Source organism: Saccharothrix sp. NRRL B-16314, from assembly GCF_000716595.1.
Classification (GTDB): Bacteria; Actinomycetota; Actinomycetes; order Mycobacteriales; family Pseudonocardiaceae; genus Actinosynnema.
The window spans coordinates 71,810-88,344 of record NZ_JNXC01000013.1 but is presented as its reverse complement, the minus strand read 5'-3'; the positions used below and the strand labels follow the sequence as shown (position 1 = coordinate 88,344).

The window sequence follows — 16,535 nt, the reverse complement described above, 5'->3', positions numbered from 1 at the left end:
GAATTGCGGAATTCAGGAACCGCGTGCGACCGCGGCGACCCGAATGATCAGAACCGGCCGACCAGCGCGTTACCGGCGGCTTCCGGGTCCTCGCTGGTGTAGAACTCCTCCAGCGAGCGCCGGTACTCGTCCCTGGTGATGAATCCGTCGCCGTCGGTGTCGATGGCGGCGAACGACCGTTGGCTCTCCTCCACCGAGTGCCCGCCCGCGATCTGACCCGCCACGGCTTCTTCGGCGCTCATCTTGCCGTCGTGGTCACGGTCCCCCACGTCGAACGCCGCCATCCCGAACGGGATCGCCACGTCGTGCACGAACTGCGGGTTCAGCGCCGCCGCGACCCACTCGTCCCTGGTCACCTGGTCGTCGCCGTCGGCGTACTCGACGAGCTTGTGCCACAGCTCGTTGACCCGGTCGGTGATCTGCTGCCACTCCGGGGTGCGCGGCGGCACGGAGAACTCGACGCACCAGGACTGCGCGAGCGCGTCCAGGTCGGACTGGTTGATCACACCGTCCTGATCGGTGTCGAAGTACTCGAACAACTTCGCGAACTTGTGTTCCTGATATTGGCTGGACATCAAGGGTCCCCTTGTTGTGAACGTACGATATCGACGGAAGGCCCGGACGACGACGCCGAGCAGCGGTCGAACCTACGCATTCACATATATCCCCGTGACGCCCTCGTGCCCAGTGCCTGCCACGATCAGATGACGCGGAACCACCCCTTCGGCCGCAGCCTCACATCGCCGGAGTTGATTCGACAATGCGCACGCCACCCGAATGACCCGCGTCGGCACCGATCATTGCGAACAGCCGCAGCCCGCCTGCCCGGTGTCGGTGGTTTCGGTTGTGCTCCGCCCGCTCGTGGCCCCGGGCAGGTCCACCTTGGCCAACCACTCCGGGGCGACCTCGCCGCCCTCGCTGTACTCGTCGTTCCAGTTCCACCACTGGTAGGGCGCCTCCTGCGGGTAGCCCTCGGGCGAGTCTTCCCACTCCTCCTGCCGCCCGAGCGCGGTGATGTCGAGGTAGCTCCAGGTGTTGCCCATCGCCTCGTCGCCGCGGGCGTTGATGAAGTAGGTGCGGAACACGCGGTCGCCGTCGCGGATGAAGGCGTTCGTGCCGTGCCACTCGTCCACGCCGAAGTCGGCGTCGAAGCTGTCCGTGATCGTGTACCAGGGCATCGTCCAGCCCATCCGCTCCTTCACGCGCCGGATGTCCGGCTGCGGCGCGCGCGAGGCGAACGCGAGGCTGGTGTTGCGGGCGTGCAGGTGCGAGAGGTGGGCGACCTGGTCTGCCACCATGGAGCAGCCGCGGCACGCGTGGTCCGGCCAGCCGAACACGCCGGGCTCCAGGAAGGCGCGGTAGACGATCAACTGGCGGCGGCCCTCGAAGAGGTCGAGCAGCCGCACCTTGCCCTCGGGGCCGTCGAACTCGTACTGCTCCTCCACCTCCGTCCACGGCATCCGGCGGCGCTGCGCGGCCATCGCGTCACGGGCGCGGGTGAGCTCCTTCTCCTTCACCAGCAACCGTTCACGTGCCTCCTCCCACTCCTTCGCCGTGACGATCGGGGGCGTCTTCATCGTGGTGGGTGCTTGATCAGCCATGAGATCCTCGGGTTTCATCGGGTCGGTCCGCCGCGGGTGCGGCGGCATGCCGTTCGAGGTGGTCCTTCAACGCGTCGAGCGTGCTGTCCCAGTCGCGGGCCAGCAACGCGAGGAACTGCTGCGCGACGCGCATGGGCGCGGAGCGCACCCGGTAGCGCACCCGGCGCCGCTCCCCCTGTTCGGCCGTGACCAGGCCGGCGTCGGAGAGCAGGGCCAGGTGCTTCGCGATCGCCTGCCGGCTGATCGGCAGGCGGACCGCCAGGTCGGTAGCGGTGGCCGGTCCCGCGGCGGCCAGCGCGGCCAGGATGGAGCGCCGGGTCGGGTCCGCCAGGGCGGTGAAGACCCGTTCGGCGACCGCCTCGGTGTCGTCAGGCGGCATCGACGTAGTCGACGAGTTCACCCAGCTCGTGCGTCCACCCGGCGCTGTGCGCCTGGTACGCCTTGCCGTGGCACTCCTCGGTCAGCTGGGCGAAACCGGATTCGACGACCTTCAGGCGGGTGCCCGCGCCGACCGGTTCGAGGGTGAACTCGACGTAGGTGCGGCGGAGGTCGTCCTCGGGCATGCCGTGGATGCGCCACGTGAACGCGAACGAGGTCGGCTCCTCGACCCGTTCGACCCTCAGCGTCGCCGTGTTGCCGTCGTTCCACTCGATGTTGGCCAGCCCGCCCGGACGGAGGTCGATCTTCGCCGCCTGGTTGCCCAGCCAGGTGCCCAGGCCCTCGGCCGTGGTGAGCGCAGCCCACACGTCACGCGGGGGGCGTGCGATGTCCACGGTCCGTTCGATGCGGTCAGGAAAACCCATGCCAAGCCTCCACCAAGTAGCAACCGGTTAGTTGCCATATTATGGAAACCGGTGGGTTGCGTCAACAGGAGTGCTTGTCCGCGCGAGGAAGTGGCTCCGCGTGAGGTGGCGTCCGGGTCAGGTGGCGTCCGGGTCGAACGGCGGGCGCTCGCCCTGCTGCAACGGGCGCTCGCGGTCCACGGCGGGTTGGGGCGTGACCGGGTGGCCGTTCGGCTTGTCGGACGAGTCGTCGTCCCACAGGTGCTTGGTGATGGCGCGCTTCGGGTCGAAGTTGCGCAGCTCCCGCAGGTCCTCCAGCGGCTTGCGCAGCTGCTCGAACTCCGGCCCCATCTCCTGCTTCAGCTGCTCGCGCGCACCGGTCGCGTAGTCGCGGACCTGGCGGACGGTCTTGCCGACCCAGCTCGCCGCCGTCGGCAGCCGTTCCGGGCCGAGGATGAACAGGCCCGCGACGATGATGAGGAGGATCTCAACCCAACCGATGCTGTCGAACACCCGCGTGCCCCGCCTTCCGCGCCCTGGCCCTGACTGCCAGCGTAGCCGTCAGTCTGACCTCAGGGTGACCTGCACGGTCAGCTCCCGACCCTGCCTGGCCAGCACGACCGGCACCGTCTCGCCGATTTCATGGTCCCTTACCGCGACGGTCAACTCCGCGGCGTTGCGCACCATCCGGTCGCCGACGCGGGTGATCACGTCGCCCTCCTCGATGCCCGCCGCGTCGGCCGCGCCGCCCTCCGGGACGTTCTGCACCTGCGCGCCCTCCGCCGTCTCCGCCGACGCCGACCGCACGTTGATGTTCATGTCCGCGTGCTTCACCTGGCCGTCGCGGATGAGGGCCTGCGACACCTTGCGCGCGTAGTTGCCGGAGATGGCGAAGCCGAGGCCGACGGAACCGCCGGTCTCGGTCCGGATCGACGAGTTGATGCCCACCAGCGCGCCCGACGAGTCGACCAGCGCGCCGCCCGAGTTGCCGGGGTTGATGGCCGCGTCGGTCTGGATCGCGTCGTAGGTGATCTGCGGTCCGCCGTTGTCGCCCGCCGCCGTCACGGGGCGGTGCAGGGCGCTGACGATGCCCTCGGTCACCGTGTTCGACAGGGACAGCGGCGAGCCGATGGCCAGCACGGTGTCGCCGACGGCCAACGCGTCCGAGTCGCCGAACTGGAGCACGGTCGGGTTGTCCACCTCGACCTTGATCACCGCGAGGTCGGTCTTCGAGTCGCGGCCGACGACCTGCGCCACGGCCCGCTTGCCGTCGGTGAAGACGACGGTCAGCTTCGCGGACGTGTCCTGCACGGCCGGCGCGACGACGTGGTCGTTGGTCAGCACGTAGCCTTCGCCGTCGATCACCACGCCGGAGCCGACGCCGGCCACGTTCGAGCCCTTGAACTCGATCGACACGACGCTGGGCGTGACCCGCTGGGCGATGTCGGCGACCGACCCGACCGGGCGCTCCTTGCCCGGCTTGACCTCGGCGAGCGTGACGCCGCCGTCGGTGAGCGGGTTGCCGACGCGGCCCAGCAGCCAGCCGACCACGCCGCCGCCCGCGCCGATCAGCAGCGCGGCCACCATCAGCAGGACCAGGGCCATCGGCTTGACGCGTCGACCGAAGAGGAGTTCGGGGATGCTGAGCTGCGGACCGGCCGGCAACGCGGTCTTGGGTCCGGTGTCGGGCTGCTCGGTGACCGCGGGCGGGCCGATGACGGCCGACGCACCGGGATCGCGCCACGCGTCACCTGCCGGTTTGCCCTCCCAGAAGACTGGCTCGACCTCGGGCTCGCCGTCCAGGTCGATCGGCGGGCGCTGCAAGCGGGTGCCCGCGTCGCCCTGGGGGCGACCGAAGGCCGTGGACAGCGCTTCCGGCGGCGGTGGGGCGAACCGGACGGCGCCGTTGCCGTTGGGGCTCGGCCGGTCGGCGGAGAACGCGCCCGGGACGCCCTGCGGCCGGCCGAACACGGCCGCTTGGCCGGAGTCGACCGGTGGGCGGTTGAGCGGGCGGGGTGCGAGCCTGCGGTGCGCCCCGTCGTCAACGCCCGACCGGGGGACCCCGTTGCCCTGCTCTGGCTCGCTCATCGCTCCCCGCACGTCGTCACGCCATGGTTGTCCGGGGTCAATCGTGCATGGTGACCGGTGAAGTCGCCGTCAGCGGGCTTGGTCGACCGGTTCACCAGCCGGTTCGGGCCAGTCGGTTCAAGCCAGTCGGTTCAGGTCGGCAGGCCGCTCGGGTCGGGTCGGCTGGCCCGGGTCCGGTCGGCCGGTTCGGGTCAGCCGGTTCGGGTCAGCCGGTTCGGGTCAGCCGGTTCGGGTCAGCCGGTTCGGGTCAGCCGGTTCGGGTCCGGTCGGCCGGTTCGAGGCGGCCGGCTCGAGGCGGCCGGCTCGGGTCAGCGGCCGAGGCCGGTGTCCGCCACGGGCCGCAGCACGCCCATCTGCTCGTGGCTGGTGCCCGCCAGCGACGGCGCGACGGCCGGCGTCGGCGGCGTGGTGTTGCCCTGCGCGGGCGGCGGCGTGGTGTCCTCGCTGCCGGGTGCGACGAGGGCGAGGGCGCCGAGCATGAGGCCGGAGACGACGACACCCGCACCCTGGCGGGCCCGCCTACCTCCGAAGCGGCTTCCGCCGCCCGTTCCGAAAGGGCGGCTTTGCCCCAACACGGGACCGCCTCCGAACGGGACCCGGTCAGGCCGCTGCACGGTGACCAGCTGGCCGTCCTCCGTGACCGCGAGGCCGTCCGGCGCGCTGGGCAGCTCCACTTCCTGCGGGATCGCGCCCAGCCTGGCCAGCAGGCCGGCGGGGGCGCACGGCGCGTCGGCGGCGCGCACCGCGGAACGGGCCTGCTGCTGCGAGTACGCCTCGGCGGCGCAGAACGGGCAGCGCGCGAGGTGCGCGGACGCCCGTGAGTGCGCCGAGGCGGACAGCTCGCCGTCGACGAAGGCGACGACCGCGTCGGGCAGCAGGTGCTGCTCGGGCAGTTGCCAACCTCGCAGGTCGGTCATGCAGAGTCCTCCCGGACGAGACCCCGACGGCGTTCGAGTGCGACCCGCAGGGCCTGGCGGCCCCGGTGGATCCTGCTCCTCACGGTACCGAGTTTGACGCCGAGAGTGGCGCCGATCTCCTCGTAGGAGAGACCTTCCACGTCACACAGCACCACGGCGGCGCGGAACTCGGGCGGCAGCTCGTCGAGCGCGGCCTGGAGCTCCGGGTCGAGGTGCGTGTCGTCGTAGACCTCCTCCGGGGTCGGGTCGTCACCCGGGATGCGGTCGGTCTCGTCCGGCAGGGCCTCCATGCGCACGCGGGAGCGGCGGCGGGCCATGTCGAGGAACAGGTTCGTGGTGATGCGGTGCAGCCAGCCCTCGAACGTGCCGGGCTTGTACGACGCGAGGGACCGGAACACCCGGATGAACGTCTCCTGGGTGAGGTCCTCGGCGTCGTGCTGGTTGCCGGTGAGGCGGTAGGCCAGCCGGTACACCCGGTCGGCGTGTTCGCGCACGACTTCATCCCACGAGGGCGGGATCCACTCCACGTCGTCGATGGGCGCGGTCGGTGCGACGGTCGGCTGCTTTGGCATCGGGCGGTTAAGCACCTCCACTGGGCTGGCTGCCCTGCTGCACGGGTTCAACGTCCGGCCGGGCCGGTGTGTTCCCGCTGTCCTGCTGGTCCTGCGATGGCCCCAGCCTGACGGGTTCTCTTATAACCATCGTGAGAGTCGGCTGAGAGCAGCCTGAGAATCCCGGTCGTCCGCGAGATTCACCCGAATTGCCGCCGGCGGCGTTAGCCTTCGTGCTGTGGATGCGCCGACGCGCGAGTACGTGGAGCGCTACCTGCCCGAGGACGCCGTGGTCACGGCCGCCAGGGCTCGTGGCGTCGAGTTGGGGTGCGTGCCGATCGGGTCCGGCGGCGGGGCGGCGTTGCGGTTCCTCGCCGCGGCGTTGCAGGCCAAGGCCGTGGTCGAGATCGGCACCGGTGCCGGTGTCGGCGCGTTGTACCTGCTCAGCGGCATGCCCGCGGTCGGGGTGCTGACCTCCATCGACGTGGAGCCGGAGCACCAGCGGGTGGCGCGGCTGGCGTTCGCGGAGGCGGGGATCGCGGTGTCGCGCACCCGGCTGATCATGGGCCGGGCGCTGGAGGTGCTGCCCCGGTTGACCGACGGCGCGTACGACCTGGTGTTCGTGGACGCGGCCAAGTCCGAGTACCCGAAGTACCTGGAGGAGAGCGTGCGGCTGCTGCGTCCGGGCGGGGTGCTCGCGTTCGACAACGTGCTGTGGCACGGGCGGGTGGTCGACCCGGCGCACCGGGACCCGGACACGGTGGCGATGCGTGAGGTGGCGCGGGCGGTGCGGGACGACGACCGGCTGGTGCCCGTGATCCTGCCCCTGGGTGACGGCCTGCTCGTGGCCGCGAAGATCGGCTGACCGCCCGGGTCCGACCAGGTCCGGCTCTGCTGTCCTGCGGCTCGGGTCGTTCCCGAGTCCGGCCGTTCCGGTCGGCCGACACGCCCGGACCGGGATTCCGGTTCCGACCCCGCGCCGACCGCCAGAAACCCACCGCAGAAGCCCCGACCTCCGACCCCGCAGGCGCGCGGCCCCACGCCCACGCCAGCAGCGCAGGTCACCGCCACCCGGTGCCAGTCAGGGCCACCCGGTGCCAGTCAGGGCCACCCGGTGCCAGTCAGGGCACCCAGCGCAGGTCACCCCCACGCGGTGCCGGTCAGGACGGTGTCAGGGCACCCAGCGCGACCCAGTGCCGCTCAGTGCGCCGTGACGCCCTTCCCGAGCACGGTCACGCCCCCGGTCGACACGGTGTAGCGCTGCCGGTCCGTCGCCGGGTCCACCCCGATCAGCGCACCGTCGGGCACCACCACGTTCTTGTCCAGGATCGCCCGCCGCACCACCGCGCCGCGCCCGATCCGCACACCCGGCAGCAGCACGCTCCCCTGCACCACCGACCCGGACTCCACCACCACGTCCGAGCTGATCACCGACCCGTGGATCGTGCCGGAGATGATCGACCCCGGCCCCACCATCGAGTCCTCCGCGCTACCGCCCGCGATGAACTTCGCCGGCGGCAGCGGCGGGGTCGCCGTCCGGATCGGCCACGCCTGGTTGTAGAGGTTGAACACCGGCTGCACCGACACCAGGTCCATGTGCGCCTCGTAGTACGCGTCGATCGTCCCCACGTCGCGCCAGTAGCCGCGGTCCCGGTCGGTCTCCCCCGGCACCTGGTTGTCGGCGAAGTCGTAGACGTGCGCGCGCTCCTGGTCGACGAGCATCGGGATGATGTCGCCGCCCATGTCGTGGTCCGAGTCGGGATTGGCCGCGTCCGCCCGCAACGCCTCCAGCAGCGCCTCCGTGGTGAACACGTAGTTGCCCATCGACGCGAACGTGACGTCCGGGTCACCCGGCACGTGCGGCGGGTCCGACGGCTTCTCCAGGAACCGGGTGATCAGCCCGGACTCGTCGGAGTCGATGCACCCGAACGCCTTGGCCTCCGCCCGCGGCACCCGGATGCCCGCGACGGTGACGCCCGCGCCGGTCCGGACGTGCTGGTCCACCATCTGGCCCGGGTCCATCCGGTAGACGTGGTCGGCGCCGAAGACGATCACGTGCTCCGGCCGCTCGTCGTTGACGAGGTTCAGCGACTGGAAGATCGCGTCCGCGCTGCCGGTGTACCAGCGCGGCCCGAGCCGCTGCTGCGCCGGCACCGGCGTGACGTACTGGCCGAGCACATTGGACAGCCGCCACGTGGTCGAGATGTGCCGGTCCAGGGAATGGGATTTGTACTGGGTGAGCACGCAGAGCTTCACGAAACCCGCGTTCACCAGGTTGGACAGCACGAAGTCCACCAACCGGTAGTTACCGCCGAAGGGCACCGCCGGCTTTGCCCGGTCGGCGGTCAACGGCCACAACCGTTTGCCTTCGCCACCGGCGAGGACAATTCCTAGAACATGCGGTTGCCCTTTCACAGCAGCGACCCTAACCGGGTGAGCACCGGCCCACCAACGGCGAAGTAAGACGAACTTCCCGCGTTCACCCGGCTGCCCCCGCGCCGGGGTTACGGTGAGCGGCGTGCGAATTGGACTGCTGACAAGGGAGTACCCGCCGGAGGTCTACGGCGGGGCGGGCGTGCACGTCGGTTTCCTGGTGCCGAGACTGCGCGAACTGGTCGACGTGGACGTGCACGCGTTCGGCGGACCGCGCGCGGACGCCACGGCGCACAACCCGGCGCACGGGCTGGAACAGGCGAACGCCGCGCTGGCGACCCTGTCGGTCGACCTGGAGATGGCCGCCGCGCTGGGTGGGGTGCAGCTCGCGCACTCGCACACCTGGTACGCCAACATGGCCGGTCACCTGGCCAAACTGCTGCACGGCATCCCGCACGTGGTGACCGCGCACTCGCTGGAGCCGCGCCGTCCGTGGAAGGCCGAGCAGCTGGGCGGCGGCTACCGGATCTCGTCGTGGGTGGAGCGGACCGCGTACGAGGCGGCCGACGCGGTGATCGCGGTGAGCCAGGGGATGCGGGCCGACGTGCTGGACTGCTACCCGGCGCTGGACCCGGCGCGGGTGCACGTGGTGCGGAACGGGATCGACACGACGGCCTACCACCCGGTGTCCGAGACCGACGCGCTGCTGCGGCACGGGATCGACCCGGACCGGCCGATCGTGACGTTCGTGGGGCGGATCACCAGGCAGAAGGGCGTCGGGCACCTGGTCGCCGCCGCGCACCGGATCTCGCCGGACGCGCAGATCGTGCTGTGCGCGGGCGCGCCGGACACGCCGGAGATCGCGGAGGAGACGCGGCTCGCGGTGGCGGAGCTGGCGGCGGCGCGGCCGGGCGTGTTCTGGATCCGGGAGATGCTCCAGCCGGCCGAGGTGCGGCAGATCCTGAGCCGGTCGACGGTGTTCGTGTGCCCTTCGGTGTACGAGCCGCTGGGGATCGTGAACCTGGAGGCCATGGCGTGCGGGACGGCCGTGGTGGCGTCCGACGTCGGCGGCATCCCGGAGGTCGTGGACCACGGGCGGACCGGGCTGCTGGTGCACTACGACGAGCAGGACGTGGAGGCGTACCGGGTCGCGTTGGCCGATGCCGTGAACGAGGTGCTGGGCTCCCCGGAGCGTGCGGCGGCGTTCGGCGCGGCCGGGCGGCAGCGGGCGGTCGAGGAGTTCTCGTGGGCGACGGTGGCCGAGCAGACCGTGGCCGTGTACCGCGCTGCACTGGGACAGTGACCCGGCGCTGGTGACCCGGCCCGGGCAACTCCCGTCCGCGACTCCCATCAACTGTGATACCCGTCACACTCACCGGTGACAACCCCACGGGTCGGCCATCGCATGTAACCAGTAAGAGCAACTACTGGGGGGCTTCATGCGGTGGCTGGTGCTCCTGCTCGTGTTGGTGGCCGGTGGGTGCGCCACGCCCGCGTTCAGCGCTGAGCAGGTCGGGTTGACCATGGACGGAAGCGCGGTGTTGGACGCGCCCGGCTTGCAGGCGCGGGCCGAGGCCGAGCTGAGCTACACGTTGTCGTTCGGGTACGTCGCCCGCACCGGCACGGACTCGGTGAGCTGCTGGTTCGCCCGGACAGGACCGGCGTTCGAGGTCGACACCCGGTTGTGGTGCGGCCCCGTGCAGGTGCCGGGCACGGCCGCCGCCACGGACTGGGTGCCCGTGCCGTTGAAGGAGGTCGAGCGGACCGGGGCCGGCATCCGGCTGGAAGTGCAGCCGCCGCAGGTACCTTCGCAGGGCTCGCGGAGCACGCCGGTGGGGAAGCTGGTGCGCACCGACGGGCGCGAGACGACGGCGGACCAGGGCGTCGGCAATGCCGGGCCCGACTTCCTGGCCGTGCTGCCGGACGAGGGGCAGGCGCTCGACCCGGCGTCCGCGATGGTGCGGGACGACCAGCTCGAACTCCAGGTGACGGGGTACTCGTCGCCCGAGGTGTGGCCGACGCCGGAAGGCGATCTGCGGGCCGAGCACGGTGTGGCGCTGCGGGTGATGCGGCTGCGCGTGATGCGGCACGGCGAGGTCGACTCGGCGTTCCAGCAGACGCCGTGGCACCGCTGGCTGCCCCAGCCGCCGGAGCCCTCGCTGGACGTGCCGGGGCGGCGGCACCCGTTACCGGCGGACCGGCTGCCGGACGACGGGACCGTGCTGATCGTCTACACGGTGCCGGTCGCGGGCGGGCAGGAAGCGCTGGTGCTCGACACCGTGGGGGCGAAGTCGCTGGAACAGCGGATCGCGGTGCCGTCCGGGCAGGTGATCGGTGATGCGCCCGCCGTGCTGCGGCGCGCACCCGGGCCGGAGGCGATGTCCGCGTCGGTGCCCGTGTCCGTGGGTTCGCCCGAGCAGTCCGGGTCGGTCGAGGTGGTCCGGGCCCGGTTGGGTCGGCAGCGGCCGGTGTGGTCCAGCGGGCAGTACGAACTGGCCACGGCCGAACCCGGGATGGCGCTGCTGGAGCTGCGCTTCAAGTCGCACGAGGTGCCGAGCGTCCTCGGGTCGTGGCAGACGGCCGGGCTGCTGACCGTGGTGCTGCCCGACGGGACGACGGCGCGGCAGGTCGGTGCCCGCTACAGCGGTGAGACGTTCCCGGTAGCCGGGGTGTACGAGGTGCCGGAGGGCGTGCGGTCGGTGACGTTCTCGGTGACGGCCGGGACGGTGACGTTGCCGCAGCTCGGCACGGTCGCGGTCACCGGTGGCACCGGCGTGGAGGTGCCCCTCGACTTCTGAGCGCCCTCCGCCTGCTGGACCCGGTGCGCGGTGACGGCCGCCGCTGCCGCCAGCGCCAGCCACGCCGTGACCAGGACGATCAGGCCGGGCCAGCCGTGCGCCTGGTACGCGGCGCTGCCCGCCGTGCCGCCGGTGCTGCTGCCGACGTAGAACGCGAACAGGTAGACGCCCGACGCCTGTCCCCGCACGTGCTCCGGCGCCCGCGCCCCGACCCAGCCGCTCGCCACCGCGTGCGCGGCGAAGAAGCCGCCGGTGAACAGGGTGAGCCCGACGGCGATGGCGGCCAGGTTGTCGGGGAGGGTGATCGCGGCGCCCGTGGCGGCGACGGCCAGGCCTGCGAGCGTGATGCGGGCACGCCCGTGCCGGTCGGCCAGGCGGCCCGCCGTGGCCGACGTGCCACCCGCCGCGTACGCGAGGTAGGCCAGCGCGGCGATGCCGGTGGACAGGCCCAGGTCGGTGGTGAGGCGGAAGCCGATGACGTTGAAGACGGAGATGAACGCCGCCACCGCGAGGATCGCGATCACGTACTGGCAGAGCAGGACCCGGTCGGTGAGGGCGCCCTTGAGCGCGCTCGGCCGACGTTCGGTGTCGCGGCCCTTCGGGAGGAGGAGGGCGGCGGTGATCGCGCAGGCGGCGCCGAACGCACCGGCGATGGCCAGGGCGGTGCGCCACGACGTGCCGTCGGTGGTGAGGCCGGTGATGAGCCGCCCGAGCATGCCGCCCGCGCTGTTGCCCGCGACCAACGCGCCGATGGCCGCGCCGACCTGCGTTCGGTTCGCCTCCTGGGCGAGGAATGCCATGGCCGTGGCCGGGATGCCCGCCGTGGCGATGCCTTGCAGGGCTCGGGCGGCGAGGAGGGTTTCGTAGGTGGGGGTGAGCGGCAGGAGCAGGCCGAGGGCGGCGGCGGTGAGGACCGACCAGACGATCACCCGGCGTCGGCCGACGCGGTCGGCGAGCGCGGCCATCGGGATGACGGCGAGGGCGAGGGCGCCGGTGGCGGCGCTGACGGTCAACGAGGCTTCCGCCGGGGTGAGGCTGAAGTCGTTCGCGATGTCGGGCAGGACCGACTGCGGTGCGTAGAGCAGGGCGAACGTGGCCAGGCCGGTCGCCGCGACGGACGTGGTGAGGCGGCTGGGCATTCGGCGGCTGGGCACGTCTACGACGCTAATCCATGCGTCCAATACGGTGGTTTGCGACTATTGATGCCGTGATGGATGAATTGGTGCCCAGGTTGGCCGTGCTGCGGGCGTTGGCGGCGGACGAGCACGTGACGCACGCCGCCGAGGCCGTCGGGGTGCCGCAGCCCACCGTCAGCCGGTGGCTGGCCGCGCTGGGAACGTCACTCGGGGCTCCGGTGGTGGTGCGATCCGGTCGGCGGGTTCGCCTGACCAGGGCGGGTCGGATCCTGTGCGAGGCAGCGGACCGCGCACTGGCCACCCTGGAAGCCGGCCACCGGGCCGCAGCCGAGGAGGTGTCGCCGGAACGCGGCCAGGTGGCACTGGGCTTCCTGCACCTCCTGGGCAGGTCGGTCGTCCCGGCCCTGGTGAGCGGCTTCCGCGAGTCCCACCCCTCAGTGCGATTCCGCCTGGTGCAGAACTCGCGCCAGGACATCCTCAACCACCTGGTGGACGGCGTGGTGGACCTGGCCCTGGTCTCGCCGCCGCCCGCAGGCGCCACGTTCGCCGACGGCACGTTCGACCACGCCGTGGTGCGCGAGGAGGAGCTGGTGTTGGTGGTCCCACCGGGCCACCGCCTGGCGGGGCGCGCGTCGGTGCGGGTGGCCGAGCTGGCGGGCGAGGAATTCGTCGGCCTGGAACCGGGCTACGGCCTGCGGCAGATCACCGACGACCTGTGCGCCCAAGCCGGCTTCACCCCCACCCTGGCCTTCGAAGGCCAAGAAACCGAAACCGTCCGCGGCCTGGTCGCGGCGGGCCTGGGCGTCGCACTACTCCCGCACGCCGATTCCCCGTCCGGCCTCCCCGAAATCCCCCTGAACCCCCGCGCAGCCCGCGAAATCGCCCTCGTCTGGCAGGCCGACACACCCCTCCCTCCAGCCGTCCAAGCCTTCCGCGACCACGCGCTACGCGCCTGACCACCCACCCCACCCACAACCCACCCACCACAGCGCCCTGCCAACGCCGCCACCTCCCGACCAAAGCCCGGCCCGCAACCAGGCCGCCCACCCCGCCGCACGTACGTCGATGCGCGGACCGACACCTGCCGTCCCCGCACGCGACCAGCGCGCGGCCGGCTGCGCCCGAAAGGCTGCGGGCCGGACGGGTGGCGGCTGGCAGTCACGACGTGGCCAGCGATCACGAGCGGTGCGGCGGGTCGCGATGGCCGGCGGGTGCGGTCTGCGGTCGCGGGCGTGGCGGCCACGGGTGGCCGGCGGCCACCCGTGGCCGGAGGTCGGCGCGGCCGGCGGTCGGGGGTGGTTTGGCTGTCGCGGGGTCGGAGTGACCGGGTGGTCGGGGTGGCTGGGCGGTCGGGGGGTGGTTTGGCGGGTTGCGGTTCCTCGATCAACCGAGGGGCGGTAACGGTGTTTCCGTACATTTTCGGGCCATGATCACCCAATCGTGTTCGCCGGAGCCCCCGCGTACGTCTCCGCCAGTTCGATCAACGTCCGGGCGGCGAAGCCGGTGGCGCCGGCCACCACCTCGTCGTACACCTTGTCCGCCCTCGCCGGCCCGGCGATGTCCAAGTGTGCCCACGGAACGTTCCCCGTGAACTCGCGCAAGAACAGCGCGGCCGTGATGCCGCCCGGCCCCGGCGGGCACTGCCGGATGTCCGCGATGTCGCTCCGCACGTCCTCCGCCAAGTCCTCCAACAGCGGCATCCGCCACCACCGCTCACCGACTTCCGCACCGGCCTCGGCCACGCGGGTCGCCAGGTCGTCGTCCGTCGCGAACAGGCCACCGGTCCGCAGGCCCAGCGTCACCTTCATGGCACCGGTCAGCGTGGCGACGTCCACCAGGACGTCCGGCTCCAGGTTGCGCACGGCATAGGCGAGGGCGTCCGCGAGGACCAGCCGGCCCTCGGCGTCCGTGTTCGTCACCTCGGTGGTGATCCCACCGTATTGGGTGATCACGTCACCCGGCCGGTACGCCGTGCCGGACACGTGGTTCTCGGCGGCGGGCACGAGGCCTGTCACCCGAACGGGCAGGCCCTGCTTGGCGATACCGACCAGGGCCGCGATCACCGCCGCGCCGCCGGACATGTCCGTGCGCATCAGGTGCATGCCGTCGGCCGGCTTGATCGAGATACCGCCGGTGTCGAACGTGATCCCCTTGCCGACCAGCACCAGGTGCGGCTGCCCGACGCCCGTACCGGGCCACGTCAGCTCGATGAACCTGGGCGGCCGGGCGGAACCGCCGCCGACTGCCAGCACACCGCCGAACCGCTGCTCGGCCAGCCACTTCTCGTCCCGGACGTCGACCTGGAGCCCCGGCACCGCGCGCCCGGCCTTCACCGCCGCCGCGGCCAGCCACGACGGGTCCTTCACGTTTGACGGCATGTTCGCCAGGTCACGGCTGAACGACGTCGCCGCCGCGAGCGTGTTCGCCTTCCGCACGACGTCCGCGAACGCCGGAGCCGCGGCCACCAAGCGCAACGACTTCACCCGCTTGGGCGGTTCCTCCCCGGTCACCTTGAACCGGTACCCGCCCACCGCCGCACCCAGCGTGAACGCCGCCACCGCCACCGCGGTCACGTCCTCCGGCAGCCGCACGTCGAACGTCGTCCCACCGGTCCGCTCCGCGTCCGCGTTCAGCGCCCGCACCAGCGACGCGCCGGCCTTGCGCCAGTCACCCGGCGCGCCGTCGCCCACGCCGACCACCCACGCCGACCCCTGCCTGGACGTCGCCCCCGCCTTGCCGCTCACCTCGTCCAGGTCCACGTCCAGGTCCGCCGCACCCGGCCCGAGCCGGACCGGGTCACCGGCGAACGCGACGAGCACCGCGGGCACACCTCGCCGGAGGGTGTCGGCCACCTCGACGGTGACCAGCGGGGTGGGCAGGGGTGCTCGCACGGAAGACCTCCGAAGGGTGGAACAAGGGCTAAAAGAGATCAAAAAAAGCCGGAAAAAGGCCGATAAACAGGTGTTTAGCCCGGTTAAGCACCGGCACCGGGCGACCGGGCGCGTCGCGACGTAGCGATGCCCCGGTTCCGCAGTGGAAACCGGGGCCTCGACGCTTTCTCGGTCCGGCTGGTCAGCCGGCGGCTGCCTTGAGGGCATCGCCCAGGGCGTTGGCCTCATCCGCCGACATCTCGACGACGAGGCGCCCACCACCCTCGAGCGGAACGCGCATCACGATGCCACGCCCCTCCTTGGTCACCTCGAGGGGACCGTCGCCGGTCCGGGGCTTCATGGCCGCCATCGCGTGCTCCCTCCGTCAACATCTTCCCCGTCCGACCAGGGCCGGATACGGGACCCATTCTCCCCTATGCGGACTCGGCAGCGAAACCGAACCGATCTTTCCGGCCCGTCGAGGGGCAGTTGGCGATCTTCACGAAGCCACCGACGACCACCAGGATCACCGTGCGCCAACGACTTTCGGACCCACTGCCGATCGTCACCCGGTCGTGACCCTTCACGGCTCTGTGGCGTGTCGCGGGGTCGCCCTGACAGACTCGACTCTCGTGCGAGCCCGTTCCGCGCTCTTCGACGTCTACGGCGGCCACCTCCGCGAGCGGGGTGGTGCCGCGACGATCGCCGCGCTCGTCCGGTTGCTGGAGCCGCTGGACTTCGCCGCGCCCGCCGTGCGCACCGCCGTGTCGCGCACGGTCCGGCAGGGCTGGCTCGAACCCGTCCGCCTGCCGGACGGCCCCGGCTACGCGATGACACCTCGCGCGGAACGGCGGCTGGACGAGGCCGCGGCCCGCATCTACCGCACCCGGCCGTCCACCTGGGACGGTCGGTGGCACGTGGTGGTGCTGGAGGAGCTGCCCGCCCGTGAGGCGCGGGACCGGCTCGCTTCCTCGCTGCAACTGCTCGGCTACGGCGCGCTCGGCCCCGTGACGTGGATCGCGCCGCGCCCGTCGCCCGAGCTGGCGGACGAGCTGGCCGGCGAGGGCGTGCGGGCGAGCACGTTCCACGGCGAGCACGAGGGCGACCCGGCGGAGCTGGCCGGACGCGCGTGGGACCTGGCGACGCTGGGTCGGGACTACGCCCGGTTCGTGGCCGAGTGGGAGCCGGTCGTGTCCGCTGTGGACGGTACGTCGCCGGCGGAGGCGTTCGCGGCGTCGCAGCGGTTCCTGCACGCCTGGCGCAAGTTCCTGTTCCGCGATCCCGGCCTGCCGCGCGAGCTGCTGCCCGCCGACTGGCCGGGCACCGACGCGGCGGCGTGCTTCGACCGGCACACCAACCGCCTGGCGCCCGCGGTGGCCAAGTTCGTCGACGACAGCCTCACCCAGCACTGACCGGAGG

The 16,535-nt window shown here is 71.9% G+C and carries 16 protein-coding genes; 4 read left to right on the top strand and 12 right to left on the bottom strand.

All coding sequences use genetic code 11. The features are described 5' to 3' along the window. Positions 1-47 precede the first annotated feature (47 nt). The 8 genes from OQ02_RS20460 to sigE form a co-directional block, all read right to left on the bottom strand. The gene (locus OQ02_RS20460; RefSeq protein ID WP_033440106.1) at positions 48-575 is read right to left on the bottom strand and encodes an EF-hand domain-containing protein; all 528 of its coding nucleotides are present in this window, start codon (positions 573-575) and stop codon (positions 48-50) included. A 222-nt stretch (positions 576-797) separates the two neighbouring features. After that, the gene (locus OQ02_RS20455; protein WP_442973662.1) at positions 798-1,601 is read right to left on the bottom strand and encodes a DUF899 domain-containing protein; all 804 of its coding nucleotides are present in this window, start codon (positions 1,599-1,601) and stop codon (positions 798-800) included. Further along, on the bottom strand, positions 1,594-1,980 hold the full coding sequence (locus tag OQ02_RS20450; protein ID WP_033440105.1) for an ArsR/SmtB family transcription factor: 387 nt from the start codon (positions 1,978-1,980) through the stop codon (positions 1,594-1,596). The genes OQ02_RS20455 and OQ02_RS20450 overlap by 8 nt, the downstream gene beginning before the upstream one ends. Further along, the gene (locus OQ02_RS20445) at positions 1,970-2,404 is read right to left on the bottom strand and encodes an SRPBCC domain-containing protein (RefSeq protein ID WP_033440104.1); all 435 of its coding nucleotides are present in this window, start codon (positions 2,402-2,404) and stop codon (positions 1,970-1,972) included. Before OQ02_RS20445 ends, OQ02_RS20450 begins: the two co-directional genes overlap by 11 nt. Positions 2,405-2,521: 117 nt before the next feature. Further along, the gene (gene tatB / locus OQ02_RS20440; protein WP_033440103.1) at positions 2,522-2,896 is read right to left on the bottom strand and encodes a Sec-independent protein translocase protein TatB; all 375 of its coding nucleotides are present in this window, start codon (positions 2,894-2,896) and stop codon (positions 2,522-2,524) included. A gap of 48 nt (positions 2,897-2,944) precedes the next feature. Next, entirely contained in the window at positions 2,945-4,471 is a 1,527-nt protein-coding gene (locus OQ02_RS20435; protein ID WP_033440102.1) for a S1C family serine protease, read from the bottom strand. A 308-nt stretch (positions 4,472-4,779) separates the two neighbouring features. Continuing rightward, complete coding sequence (locus tag OQ02_RS20430) at positions 4,780-5,388, bottom strand: anti-sigma factor (RefSeq protein ID WP_051772572.1); 609 nt, start codon at positions 5,386-5,388, stop codon at positions 4,780-4,782. Continuing rightward, the gene (gene sigE / locus OQ02_RS20425) at positions 5,385-5,960 is read right to left on the bottom strand and encodes an RNA polymerase sigma factor SigE (RefSeq protein ID WP_033440101.1); all 576 of its coding nucleotides are present in this window, start codon (positions 5,958-5,960) and stop codon (positions 5,385-5,387) included. Before sigE ends, OQ02_RS20430 begins: the two co-directional genes overlap by 4 nt. A 217-nt stretch (positions 5,961-6,177) precedes the next feature. Here sigE and OQ02_RS20420 point away from each other — a divergent pair, with 217 nt between their 5' ends. Next, positions 6,178-6,804, top strand: a complete 627-nt coding sequence (locus OQ02_RS20420) for an O-methyltransferase (protein WP_033440100.1) — start codon at positions 6,178-6,180, stop codon at positions 6,802-6,804. A gap of 335 nt (positions 6,805-7,139) precedes the next feature. Here the strand turns inward: OQ02_RS20420 and glgC are convergent, their stop codons facing one another. Then, complete coding sequence (glgC, locus tag OQ02_RS20415) at positions 7,140-8,354, bottom strand: glucose-1-phosphate adenylyltransferase (protein WP_033440099.1); 1,215 nt, start codon at positions 8,352-8,354, stop codon at positions 7,140-7,142. 103 nt (positions 8,355-8,457) lie between these two features. On the opposite strand from glgC, the gene glgA reads away from it, so the two are divergent. After that, entirely contained in the window at positions 8,458-9,615 is a 1,158-nt protein-coding gene (gene glgA, locus OQ02_RS20410; RefSeq protein WP_033440172.1) for a glycogen synthase, read from the top strand. A gap of 1,335 nt (positions 9,616-10,950) precedes the next feature. Here glgA and OQ02_RS42530 read toward each other — a convergent pair. Next, positions 10,951-12,264 carry an MFS transporter gene (locus tag OQ02_RS42530; protein ID WP_331281542.1) on the bottom strand — a complete coding sequence of 438 codons (1,314 nt, stop codon included), beginning with the start codon at positions 12,262-12,264 and terminating at the stop codon, positions 10,951-10,953. Between the two features lie 17 nt (positions 12,265-12,281). Between OQ02_RS42530 and OQ02_RS20390 the strand changes: the two genes are divergently transcribed. Then, entirely contained in the window at positions 12,282-13,202 is a 921-nt protein-coding gene (locus OQ02_RS20390) for a LysR family transcriptional regulator (RefSeq protein WP_033440095.1), read from the top strand. A gap of 474 nt (positions 13,203-13,676) precedes the next feature. Here the strand turns inward: OQ02_RS20390 and OQ02_RS20385 are convergent, their stop codons facing one another. Together OQ02_RS20385 and OQ02_RS42525 are read right to left on the bottom strand one after the other, a co-directional pair. After that, a complete protein-coding gene (locus OQ02_RS20385; protein ID WP_033440094.1) occupies positions 13,677-15,137 on the bottom strand; it encodes a leucyl aminopeptidase family protein in 1,461 nt (486 codons plus the stop codon). Positions 15,138-15,318: 181 nt separating this feature from the next. After that, positions 15,319-15,486: a DUF3117 domain-containing protein gene (locus OQ02_RS42525; protein WP_012783412.1), complete on the bottom strand. Its 168-nt coding sequence runs from the start codon at positions 15,484-15,486 to the stop codon at positions 15,319-15,321. 262 nt (positions 15,487-15,748) lie between these two features. Between OQ02_RS42525 and OQ02_RS20380 the strand changes: the two genes are divergently transcribed. Further along, positions 15,749-16,528 carry a PaaX family transcriptional regulator gene (locus OQ02_RS20380; protein WP_033440093.1) on the top strand — a complete coding sequence of 260 codons (780 nt, stop codon included), beginning with the start codon at positions 15,749-15,751 and terminating at the stop codon, positions 16,526-16,528. Positions 16,529-16,535: the final 7 nt, after the last annotated feature.

Excerpts from the sequence above, each read along its gene's own strand:
- OQ02_RS20460 (WP_033440106.1), bottom strand. The coding sequence starts at position 575 with ATGTCCAGCCAATATCAGGAACACAAGTTCGCGAAGTTGTTCGAGTAC.
- OQ02_RS20455 (WP_442973662.1), bottom strand. The coding sequence starts at position 1,601 with ATGGCTGATCAAGCACCCACCACGATGAAGACGCCCCCGATCGTCACG.
- OQ02_RS20450 (WP_033440105.1), bottom strand. The coding sequence starts at position 1,980 with ATGCCGCCTGACGACACCGAGGCGGTCGCCGAACGGGTCTTCACCGCC.
- OQ02_RS20445 (WP_033440104.1), bottom strand. The coding sequence starts at position 2,404 with ATGGGTTTTCCTGACCGCATCGAACGGACCGTGGACATCGCACGCCCC.
- OQ02_RS20435 (WP_033440102.1), bottom strand. The coding sequence starts at position 4,471 with ATGAGCGAGCCAGAGCAGGGCAACGGGGTCCCCCGGTCGGGCGTTGAC.
- OQ02_RS20430 (WP_051772572.1), bottom strand. The coding sequence starts at position 5,388 with ATGACCGACCTGCGAGGTTGGCAACTGCCCGAGCAGCACCTGCTGCCC.
- sigE (WP_033440101.1), bottom strand. The coding sequence starts at position 5,960 with ATGCCAAAGCAGCCGACCGTCGCACCGACCGCGCCCATCGACGACGTG.
- OQ02_RS20390 (WP_033440095.1), top strand. The coding sequence starts at position 12,282 with ATGCGTCCAATACGGTGGTTTGCGACTATTGATGCCGTGATGGATGAA.
- OQ02_RS42525 (WP_012783412.1), bottom strand. The coding sequence starts at position 15,486 with ATGGCGGCCATGAAGCCCCGGACCGGCGACGGTCCCCTCGAGGTGACC.